This is a genomic window from Acidobacteriota bacterium (genome assembly GCA_016208495.1).
Taxonomy (GTDB): Bacteria; Acidobacteriota; Blastocatellia; order Chloracidobacteriales; family Chloracidobacteriaceae; genus JACQXX01.
Genome location: JACQXX010000037.1, coordinates 80729 through 92924 on the forward strand (window position 1 = coordinate 80729; position 12196 = coordinate 92924).

General features: G+C 52.7%; 5 protein-coding genes. 4 read left to right on the forward strand and 1 reads right to left on the reverse strand.

The features are described from left to right. Positions 1-796 precede the first annotated feature (796 nt). Positions 797-6745 (forward strand): hypothetical protein, encoded by a 5949-nt coding sequence (locus HY774_06515; GenBank protein MBI4748124.1) that lies wholly within the window; start codon positions 797-799, stop codon positions 6743-6745. A 245-nt stretch (positions 6746-6990) separates the two neighbouring features. Then, positions 6991-7455, forward strand: a complete 465-nt coding sequence (locus HY774_06520) for a peroxiredoxin (GenBank protein ID MBI4748125.1) — start codon at positions 6991-6993, stop codon at positions 7453-7455. A 376-nt stretch (positions 7456-7831) separates the two neighbouring features. Here the strand turns inward: HY774_06520 and HY774_06525 are convergent, their stop codons facing one another. After that, positions 7832-8638, reverse strand: coding sequence for a uroporphyrinogen-III synthase (locus tag HY774_06525; protein MBI4748126.1), 807 nt, complete (start codon positions 8636-8638; stop codon positions 7832-7834). Between the two features lie 468 nt (positions 8639-9106). Between HY774_06525 and HY774_06530 the strand changes: the two genes are divergently transcribed. Then, complete coding sequence (locus tag HY774_06530; GenBank protein MBI4748127.1) at positions 9107-10063, forward strand: pyridoxal-phosphate dependent enzyme; 957 nt, start codon at positions 9107-9109, stop codon at positions 10061-10063. A gap of 508 nt (positions 10064-10571) precedes the next feature. Then, on the forward strand, positions 10572-12104 hold the full coding sequence (locus tag HY774_06535) for a PLP-dependent aminotransferase family protein (protein ID MBI4748128.1): 1533 nt from the start codon (positions 10572-10574) through the stop codon (positions 12102-12104). The last annotated feature ends 92 nt before the right edge of the window (positions 12105-12196 follow it).

A 12196-nucleotide genomic window follows, 5' to 3' on the forward strand; every position in this document is an offset into this window, starting at 1 on the left:
ACAAGGAGAAAAAGTATTCTCCCGCTCCCAAACGTCGAGACTTTTCAGTTTTTTGTGTAAATGGCTAAACTGAATTTTTTAGCTCGTTTTTTAAGTTTAGATAAACTGTTTATATTCAATATTTAGTGACTAAAGAAAGAGCCCATCACCTGGTTTTTCCAGGTTAAATTGACTGGTTACAGAAAAAATTGAACAGTCCCACTGATCATTCCTTCATATTGTCACCCTGTCACCTTGTCACCCTGTCACCCCATAAACGCCAGAATAAGAAAACCCCTGTCCTTCCCGTTGGTATTGAACGATGCTCTGGTAGGGTCTGGATCCCGTCCTGGCCGTGACCGTGGGCTTCGCACCACGGCTATTGAACGACGACCCTCCGGGCCTCAAATCCTTATCCTGGCGCTTATGCCCTGTCACCTTGTCACTCAGTCACCCAGTCACCTTGTCACCTTGTCACCTTGTCACTCCGGCAGGTTTCCACCCCGAACACTAGTTAATGCCAGATTCGGGGTTTTCCATTTGATGGAACAAATTAGACGCAGAATGTTCAGAAAAAGTCCTGGAGAAAACTTTTCTTTACTGGACTATGGTGTTTTTTGATAGACAAAACTATAATCGCCGCTCTTCTCAGACAATCTACGCCCCCAATTTTTATCTCCATCACCACCGATCAAACGCCGCATTTGCTTGGTCTCCAGGAAGAATAGGTTGCTGTGTGTCAAAATCTTCAAACTGAGGTTTGAATGACCCCATCCTCTATTCTTATGGTATTGCCTATTTGGATAGAGGAATGTCTATGCACCAACACACTCGACGGTTAGCTATCATCCTTTTCATGACTGGCATCATTTCGGTCCCGTATTGGTTTGGGCCGATTGAAAGTGCCAGTTCAGATCAGAAATCCAAGTCTACCCAATCAAAGACTCAGACAAAGAGCCCAACTTCGGCTGGGTCAAAGTCTTTACCAGAGAATCAGTTAAAGGGTCGAAATCCACGCCGACAAAGCAGCGTAGGCGGGGCAGTCTCGGGTGGGGTAGCTGGGAAGCCCTCGACCCAGGCGGTTGATACCTCAAATGTGCCAACCCCGGCGATTCCGGTTGGACAAAGTGGAGAAATGATTGGCGTTCCCTGGACGGGCGCAGCGGGAATCATCGAGACGACGGAACAAATGATGATTCGGGAACGACAGGCCCAGCTCCTGCCGAAAAAACCCCGTCCACTCCGGAAGGAGCTTGAACACGAGCGGGACAAAGATCTTCCGCAAAACCCGGATGCGCCAGCCGTGTCGCAGTGGCCACCAGTGAATGAAAACGATGTGTCTCAACGACCTGGTCAGCCGGGTTTAACGGTTCAGCCGTTGGCACCACAAACGACGAGCACGTCATTTACGGGTGCGACGTTGGCCGATACCGGGGCCTTTCCACCAGATACCATGGGAGCAGTGGGGCCGACCCAGTATTGTGTGGCCATCAATGGTCGGTTTCGGACCTTTAATAAAACAACGGGGGTTGCCGACGGCAATCTGGACATCAGCCCGGATGTATTTTTCGCTTCGGTCCTGACGACCCCGAGTGCCGGGGGGGTCAATTTCACGACTGACCCTCAAATTCGATTTGACCGGTTGTCAGATCGGTGGTTTCTGGTGATGCTGGATGTCCCTCTCAATAGTAGTTTTCAGACCGATAAGCCCAATCGTATTTTGCTGGCCGTGAGCAATACGGCAACGATTACGTCGTCCACAGCCTGGACACTCTATCAGTTTCAGGGCGACGCGACGCTTTTTACCGATTATGAATCACTGGGAATTGATGCCAATGCGCTCTATATCGGCGGGGATATGTTTGCGCTTGATACGGCTGGAGGCGCCTTTAACAGCACCAAAGGGTTTGTGGTGCGCAAAGCGGAGATGCTGACAGCGTCACCGCTGGTGGTGACAGCGTTTCCAAATCTGGCTGTTGGTACAGGTGCTGGTCCCTTTGCCCCGCGTGGGGCGGACAATTACGATCCAACCAATACGGGGCCGACGGCGACGGGTTATTTTGTCGGCGTGGACAATGCCACCTTTTCAACTCTGATGTTTCGGCGGGTCACCAACCCGGCTGGCACCACGCCGACCATTTCAGCCAACATCAGTGTCACAGTGCCGACAACATCGAGTTCGGCGGGTGTTCCGCAATCAGGAGGAACGACGCTAGACAGTTTAGATGACCGGCTTTATGCCGCGCACATCCGCAATGGTCGGTTATGGACGGCTCATAACCTGCGGGTCAATACCAGTGGCGTTGCCAGTACGGCGACTGGTAACCGCCATGGTGTTCGGTGGTATGAATTCCAGAACTTGGGAACCACGCCGACGCTGGTTCAGTCAGGCACCCAGTTTGACAATACGGTAACCAATCCGCGCCATCACTTCATTCCCTCGATTATGGTTTCAGGCCAGGGACACGCGGCGATGGGGTGCAGTGTTTCTGGTTCGACCCAGTTTGCCGGTGCCTTTACCAATGGACGTTTGGTAACCGATACCCTCAACACCCTGCAGGCAGGAGTGGTCTATCAGGCCGGGGCAGCCAACTACAATCCGGCGGATGGATCTAATCCCCATCGGTGGGGAGATTACTCATATACCTCACTTGACCCCTGTGATGACATGACCATGTGGACAATCCAGGAGTTCTGTGATGCCACCAATTCCTATGGAGTACGGGTCGTGAAATTGCTGGCACCAGTGCCAACGGTGACAGCGTGCGGTACAGCGACTGATGTGCCGCAGGGGACGACGAATATGAATATCGTGGTGACGGGGACCGGATTCTATGACCCGCCAGCCACTGGAATATCAGCCTGTCGAGTCCCGATTTCGGCCTCGGTGAGCGGAACTGGTGTGACGGTCAACAGCACCACCTTTAGCAGCCCAACTTCGGTCACCATCAACATTTCGGTTTCCGGCGCGGCCACGACTGGATTGCGCAATATTGTGATTACCAATCCCGATGGCCAATCAAGCACTGGAAGCAACGGCTGTATCAATATTACTGGTGTCCCAACTCCAAATGTCATCGCTGCCGGTTCGAGTATTACGGCTGGAGCCTGTGGATCACCGGTGACATCAGCCATTGATCCTGGTGAAACCGTGACGGTTGATTTCAGTCTTCAAAACAACGGAGCTGCCAATACCACGAATCTGGTGGCTACGCTCCAGGCTTCAGGCGGCGTGACCCCCATTACCACCAGCCAGAATTATGGGGTTCTGGTGGCGAGCGGCGCCGCTGTAACCCGGTCGTTCCAATTTACCGCCAGCGGTGCCTGCGGCTCAACGATCACGGCTACGTTCCAACTCCAGGACGGAGCGCTCAATTTAGGGACAGCAACCTTCAACTTTACACTTGGGGGAAGTGCCCAGGTGATTTTCTCACAGGATTTTGAAGGAGCAACCGTCCCTGCCCTCCCTGCAGGATGGACCTCACCGGTGACTGGGATTGGAACCGCCTGGGGAACCACCTCCACCAATCCAGACGCCGGGACAAAAACCGCCTTTGTCAATGGCGTCACCAATATTGGCAGCAGCAGCCTGACATCTCCGTCAATTGCAATACCCGCAGGTGCCACCGGTCTGAGCCTGACGTTCAGACAGGCACGGAACTTAGAAAGCACATTTGATGGCGGAGTGCTCGAATTGAGCACCAATGGTGGGGCAAACTTCAATGACGTGACCAGTGGTGCCGTCGGCGGTTCGTTTGCCGTCGGTGGCTATAACGGTACCATTGATTCAGGTTTTTCAAGCCCAATTGCTGGGCGACAAGCCTGGACGGGGGTACAAGCCACCTACATCACATCCACTGTGAATCTCCCAGCTACTCTGGCTGGTCAAAACATCATTTTACGATGGCAGGGTGCGTGGGATAGTTCGACGGCGAATGCTAATCCGAACTGGCGAGTGGATACCATTTCATTGTCAGGCATCATCTGTTCATCGTGTGTGGTGTGCCCAACGCTGACCGGAACGGTAACCGGTGGTGGAACGATCTGTGCCGGAGGCAGTTCGACTGTGACCGTGACCGTAACCGGTGGCGGGACACCTCCGTATACCGTGACCTTAAATAATGGCGGCGGTACACAAACCGGGTCGAGCCCCCTCACCTTTATGGTTTCTCCTTCTTCGACAACAACGTACTCGGTGATGTCCGGAAGTGACTCCGCCACCTGCCCGATTACGGGAAGCGGCAGCGCTACAGTGACCGTCAACCAGCCACCGACGACGGCGACGGTAGGTAGCTCACAGACGATTTGTGCGAATGGGACCACAACCGACCTGGGCGGGAATACACCGTCGAGTGGCACTGGTCAGTGGAGTATTGATAGTGGTGGAACAGGAACATTTAATCCAAATGCGACCACGCCAAATGCGACGTTCACCCACACGGGCGGGACCGGACCGGTAATAGTGCGGTGGACGATCTCAAATTCACCGTGCACGGCGTCATCGGCAACCGTGACCATCACCATTACCCAGGCACCAACGACGGCGACGGTGGGTGGACCACAGACGATTTGTGTCAACGGGACAACCACCGGGCTTGGAGGCAACACGCCAACGGTCGGCACCGGGACCTGGAGTATTGATAGTGGCGGAACCGGAACATTTAATCCGAATGCGACCACACCGAATGCGACGTTCACCCACACGGGTGGGGCCGGACCGGTGACAGTGCGATGGACGATTTCAAATTCGCCATGCACGGCGTCATCAGCGACAGTGGTCATCACCATCAACCAGCCACCAACGACAGCAGCAGTGGGTGGACCACAAACGATTTGCGCCAATGGGACCACAAACGGTTTGGGTGGTAACACGCCAGCCAGCGGGACTGGAACCTGGAGTGTCGTGGGTGGTGGCACCGGAACATTCAATCCGAATGCGACCACGCCGAATGCGACCTTTACTCACACGGGTGGAGCCGGACCGGTGATGGTGCGCTGGACGATCTCAAGTTCGCCATGCACACCTGATTCAACCGCCGATGTCACAATCACGATCACCCAGGCGCCAACCACAGCCACAGTCGGTGGACCACAGACGATTTGTGCCAGCGGGACGACAGTGGGACTGGGTGGCAACACACCAGTGGTCGGCTCTGGGAGCTGGAGTGTTGTAGGCGGAGGCACGGGAACATTCAATCCGAATGCCGCGACACCAAATGCAGCCTTCACCCACACGGGCGGGACTGGGTCAGTGATGGTGCAGTGGACGATTTCCAACGGATCCTGTACGGCTTCATCGGCGACAGTGAACATTACCATCACCCAGCCGCCAACAACGGCGACAGTAGGCGGGCCACAGACGATTTGTACAAACGGAGCCACGACCGGTTTGGGCGGCAACACACCATCCAGCGGCACCGGGACCTGGAGTGTCGTGGGTGGTGGCACCGGAACATTCAATCCGAATGCGACCACGCCGAATGCGACCTTTACTCACACGGGTGGAGCCGGACCGGTGATGGTGCGCTGGACAATTTCAAATTCGCCCTGTACGCCAAATTCAACCGCGGATGTCATCATCACCATCAGCCCCGCAGCAACGGTCAACGCCGGACCAGATCAAACGATTTGTGCCGGACTGAATGTTGTATTGGCTGGATCACGTGGTGGCAGCTCATCAAGTGCCACCTGGAGTGGCGGTGGCGGAACGTTTGCCCCGAATGCCACCACGTTGAATGCATTCTACACCCCATCACCGGCTGAAGTTATCGCCGGGTTTGTTACCCTCACCTTGACGACCGACGATCCAACCGGTGGGTGCGCGGCGGTGAGTGACACGGTGACCATCAACTTTATCAACTGCAATCTGCAGTATGCGTTGATGGTGGCCGATACTTCAAATAACCGGGTCCAGGGCTTTGACGGGACAAATTGGGCAGTCATCGGAGTTGGAACCGTCGGCTCTGGAAACGGTCAGTTCCGATTGCCGGAAGCCGTGACCTTTAGTTTTGATGGTCAACGGATTTATGTTGCTGATACCGGAAACAATCGCATCCAGTGGTCAACCGATGCTGGTGTCACCTGGGCGGACTTTGCTACCAATGGCACCGCCACCAACCAGGTGAAAGCACCACAGGGACTGGCACTCGATACAAATGGCAACCTGTATGTGTCGGATACCGGAAACGGACGGGTAATGCGGTTTAACGGTGGTGTCCCAGGCTTTGGAACTGTAATTGCCAGCAACGGTGCGGCCAGCGGTCAAGTCGGCAGTCCACGCGGGCTGGCCGTTGACAGTACCTTCCGGTTGTTTGTCACCGACGAAACCAACAGTCGTATCCTTCGCATCAACAACGCCAACACGGTGGTGGCGGCAACCAGTGGAACGGTCATTGCCACGGCGGGAACGGGAATGAACAAGGTCCAGAATCCACAAGGAATCACCATTGACAGCAATGGAACGATCTTTGTGGCAGACACTGGAAATTCACGCATTCTGCGATGGATCAATGCGAATCCAGCCAACGCCACGGCGTTGGCACTGGTTGGAAGCCAGCTTGGACAGGTCAATCGTCCGGAAGGTGTGACCGTAACCCAATTTGCCACTGGACCATTTGCCGGTGGACCATTCCTGGTGGTGGGTGACACCTCCAATAACCGTATTCAAGGGCGGTTTATCCCAACTGGACAATGGAATCTGGTTGGTTCGCCCAACAACATCGGAAGTGGTGTCGGACAGTTCCGCGCACCATCCAAAATCCAATAGCCGGGTTCCGGGTTCCGGGTTCCGGGTTCCGGGTTCCGGGTTCCGGGTTCCGGGTTCCGGGTTCCGGGTTCCGGGTTCCGGGTTCCGGGTTTTCGAAGAGGGCGTGGCTCAAGGGAGCCGCGCCTTTTTCATTCTAAAAGCAGGCACTGGAAAGGCTGCCTTGACGGGAATGCCTGTTCTTTCCAAGAATGAGGAATTCCCGATCACATTCACCTTCAACAAATTCAAACCACAAAGAGGAACTTATGCCCAACGTCGGCGATGCCGCCCCAGACTTTTCGCTTCCGGCCAATGATGGAAAAACCTATTCACTCAGCCAGTTTAAAGGCCAGAAGAATGTCGTGCTGGTCTTCTATCCTGGCGACGACACCCCAACCTGCACCAAACAACTATGCGATTACCGCGACGGCTGGGGGCAGTTTAAGCAATACAACTCAGTCATTTTGGGCGTGAGTACCAATGACATGAATTCACATTTGAGCTTTGCCGAAAAGTTCAACCTTCCATTTCCGTTGCTCGAAGATGCTGACCTGGTGATGTGCAAAGCCTATGATGCGCTGATGTTGATGGGCCTGCTCAAAGTCTCGAAGCGAGCTGTGTATATTATTGATAAAAAAGGGATTATTCGTTATAAGCACGTTGAAACCCTGCCGATTTTCAAACGTGGTAAAGAAGAACTCCTCGAAGAACTGAAGAAAATCGAAGGGTAATGAAGAATGAGGAATTGAGAATGAAGGACGTGGTTAGTGGTTAGTGGTTAGTAGTTAGTGGTGCCAGTTAAGGGTTGAAAAAAGAGCGGTTTTGAGCCCAGGAACTCCCGCGTAGGCATGTAGCCCAGGGTGCAAACCCTGGGAAAACGTTGCCTCCTCACCCCCTTCCGGCCAGCCGCCGCCTCGGGCAGCGGCTGGCCGGAAGGGGAAAAGGTGGGGAATGACCAGGGTTCCCAGGGTTCGAAGACTCGCCCTGGGCTACGAGCCGGCGCCCACTTCGTGGGCTGAGAACCAAAACTGCTTCAACCCTTAATTCGCATCACTAATCACTAATCACTAATCACTAACCACTAACCACTTTCTTCATTCCTCATTCTCAATTCTTCATTCCAATAATGGCCTCGGCCAGGGCATCGGTGGTGTATTCGGCGGGCTGAATCTGCACCGTAAGTCCAAGTTTGTAGGCGGCTTCAGCCGTAATTGGCCCAATACAGGCCACAGTTGTGTGTCGCAACAATTCCAAAACAGAAACTTCCGGGAACATTTCAGCAAAATGAGTGACGGTTGAAGCACTGGTAAATGTCACGACATCCACCTGCCCATTCAAAAACAACGTTTGCCAGTATGCGGTATCCACACTGGGGCGGACCGTTTGGTAGACTGGGACCACATCCACCTGGACGCCCAGTTTGCCAAGTTCGACCGGCAAGACTTCACGGGCCAGTTGGGCGCGGGGCAGTAAGATCCGCATTCCCTTGATTAGTTCGGGGCCTCCGCTGGCAGTTACTAGACTTTCGACCGCACCTTCAGCTTTAAATTCCTTTGGTATTAAATCAACCTGAATGTGACGGCGGGAGAGCGCTTCAGCCGTTGCTTTGCCAATGGCGCAAATTTTAGGCCACTCATTGAGATCGGCGGGTACCCCGAGTGTTTCCAGTCGCTTCCAGAAAAACTCGACCCCATTGGTGCTGGTCAAAACCAGCCAATCATAGGTATTCAACGACGCAATGGCCTGATCAACTGCCTCCCACGAATCTGGCTCAGTAAAGGCAATTGTTGGAAATAAAAGGATCTCAGCGCCCTGGGCTGAAAGTTTTTGGGCGAACTCGCCTGCTTGACTTTCAGCGCGGGTGATGACAATTCGTTTGCTCTGGAGTGGTAAAGCAGCAGATGGTTGGTGCATAGTGGATAGATGAGGGTTCAGGGTCATAAGCGCCAGGATAAGAGAACAAAGTCCGATCTGGACAAGGGGACAGGGAGACAGGGAGACACGGAGAAAAACAAATGGTCGCATTCACCCGCTCTCAATCGGAGTTTATTCAAACTTACAAACCTTGTGAATTGTCTCCGTGTCTCCCCATCTCCTTGTCTCAAACAGGCTCACATTTCCATCCTGGCGCTTATGGGGGTCAGGGTTCAGGGTTTCGACTCGTTGCTGTTTGAGTCCCTTTTGTCCTTTCAGTCCTTATTAAGTACCTTACCGAAAGTTTCCAGGCATTTTAACCACGAAACACACGAACTACACGAAAAGAATCAAACACTTACCCAATCCAAATATCTCAGGAAACTTATGACAAAGTACTTAGATCTTTTCACATTATTTCTGACCCTGACTGGTCAGTCACACGATTTTGAGTTTTAAGGAAGAACTATGGAGCAATTTTCAATTTTTCAGGTTCTGGCAGCCCGTGAACGGATTGGAAAGCTGGTTCACCGTACGCCAGTACTGACCTCGCATACTTTTGACCAACGAACGCACACCCGCACTTTTTTCAAATGCGAAAATTTTCAACGGGGCGGGTCTTTCAAAATCCGAGGTGCCCTGAGCCGCATGACTTTGCTGTCCGATGAAGAAAAAAAGCGCGGCGTGGTAGCATTTTCCTCGGGAAATCACGCCCAGGGTGTGGCGATGGCCGCCAGGGATTTGGGGATTTCCGCGACAATTGTGATGCCCACCGATGCCCCACATCCCAAAAGTGATGCCACTGCCGGATATGGGGCGACGATTGTCTGGTATGACCGCGACCACGACGACCGCGAAGCCATTGCCAGTGATCTGGCCGAGCGTGAAGGCCGGACCCTGATTCCACCCTTTGATGATCATCAGGTGATGGCCGGGCAGGGAACGGCTGCCCTGGAACTTCTTGAAGAAATTGAACATCTCGATGTTTTACTGGCACCAGTTGGTGGTGGTGGCCTGCTCAGTGGATGTAGCACGGTCGCCCAGGCAAAAAATCCTGGTATTCAGATTTTTGGTATCGAAGCCGAAGCCGCCAACGATACCTTTCTTTCATTTCAATCAGGTCAGCGGGTTTCGATTCCAGTGCCGGCAACGATTGCTGATGGTATGCGCAATACCGCTCCTGGAAAACTGACCTTTCCCGTCCTGCAACGCAACATTCAGGGCGTTGTGCTGGTCTCAGATGAAGAAATCCTGGAGGCCATGCGCTTTTTGCTCTTCCGAATGAAAATGCTGGTCGAACCAACCGGCGCCGTTGGCGTGGCCGCACTGCTGGCAGGGAAAGTGCCGGTTGACGGCAGACGGGTTGGCGTGATTTTGTCGGGTGGAAATGTGGATCCTGAAATGCTGGGCCGCCTGACTCAATGACACCATCGGAAAACCCTCCTGGTTGAGTGTTCAAATATCAGAAATTAGACAAATCTTATCCAGTTTGTAGTCAGTAGATCGTAGTCAGTAGTTCACTAACTTCAATTGATTGAATTATTTGACTATTTTCTAATACGATCCCTTCATTCCAAAATGGTATAAAACCAGAAATCAGCAACCAGGTACCATCCTCAATGGTATCTGCCAGTCCAATTCGCCATATTGGACTGGTTAAATGAAAGTTGAATGAGCCAGACTTTGCCAGATGGAGGAGTCCACTTCAGAAGAAATCAAAATAAAAGCCAGTCCAATGCAAGTTTTTCTTGCGCTGGCTGGCTTTTTTCTTTAGTATTGGCTGGCTTGGATTAGGCCAATTCCTCCACTCTTCAACCGTTCGATAAAAACACAACACAAAATAGAAAAGCTGCACCGACCTGTTTTCGGTTAGGCGATCTTTGCTCTGCTAAAAACCCGTGGTTGCGCTTTCCCAGCGTTGGGAGTCTTTAGAATGAAGCTCGAAGTTGAATTTGACGAAAAAACGCCAGTGTATTTGCAAATCAAGCAGGCCATTGCCGATCAGATTCAGCACGGAGTGTTCCCGATTGGGGCTCGACTGCCGGCAACGCGCGATCTTGCTCACCAGTTGGGTGTCAATCGTGGCACAGTGACGATGGCCTATGATGAACTGGTGGATGACGGCTATTTGGAATCACACGTCGGACGCGGAACATTTGTGGCCCGGCGTCTGGTCACCAATACGGCGACCGAAGCTGGTCAGGTGAACTCGGTCATTCCCCGCATGACCTGGGAAGGATTGTTTGCTGACCATATTGAAAGCCCGGTGATTGATTCGCTGCTGGATTTGTATCAGGTCAGTATGTTGCAGGACGTGATTTCTTTTTCGGGGTCATTTCCAGACAGTGCATCATTTCCAGCCCAGGAGTTTCAGCGTTCGCTCAATACCGTCATTGATCAACTTGGAAGCACGGTGCTGGCTTATGGTCCGGCCCAGGGATTTGATTTGCTTCGGGAGTTTTTAGCCCGTGAAATGACAGACCATGGCATTTCAGTTTTACCCGACCAGATTCTTGTCACCAATGGTTCGCAACAGGCATTGGATCTGATTGCCCGGGCATTTCTTTCGCCGGGTGATACCGTTGTGATTGAAAACCCAACCTATCCTGGTGCTGTAAATGCGTTTACGCTGGCTGGGGCTCATCTGGTGGGCATACCGGTTGATGAGCAGGGAATTCGAACCGAAGCCATTGAAAAAGTTATTGAATTCAAGCGACCCAAATTGATTTACACCGTTCCCAGTTTTCAAAATCCAACCGGAGTCACCTTGAGCCTGGAACGTCGCCAGCATCTGCTCAATCTGGCCTGGGATCATGGAATTCCAATTGTCGAGGATGATTATGGCTCCTGTTTGCATTTCGACGGCGCCGGCACCCCGATCCTCAAAACGCAGGATGCTGGCGACCATGTGATCTATGTCAACACCTTTTCCAAGAGCTTGCTCCCTGGCCTCCGGCTTGGGTGGTGTGCCGCGGCCAAACCCGTCATCAGCCGCCTGACGGCGCTCAAGCAAAACAGCGATATTTCCAGTTCAACGTTGTTGCAAGCGGCACTCTGGGAGTTTTGTCAGCGCGGGCAATATCAGGCCCATCTGGAGCGGGTTCGCCCCCTCTATCGCGAGCGACGTGATCGAGCAATTCAGATTTTGGACCGGGAATTTCCAAAGGGGACAACCTGGACCAACCCCAATGGCGGATTATTCTTGTGGGTGACACTGCCGGAAACTGTTGACGCAACGGAGCTGCTGTATCATTCACGACAAAAAGGTGTTGTGTTTAGTCGAGGGCACTTGTTTTATGTAGAGAACCCCGCCAAAAACACACTTCGGTTGAGTTATGGAAATGTCAGTCTTGATCAGATTGAAACTGGACTGAGCATCATTGGACGCACCACCCAGGAACTGGTCGCTCGCAGCAGCGAACGGACACCGGTTCGATTTCGAACACACACTGTGCCACTGGTCTAAGGAGAATGAAGAATGAAGAATTGAGAATGAAGAATGAAGAGTGAAGAATGAAGAAAGTCGGCTGCTTTTCCTTAACTCCGGTCACTCAAATT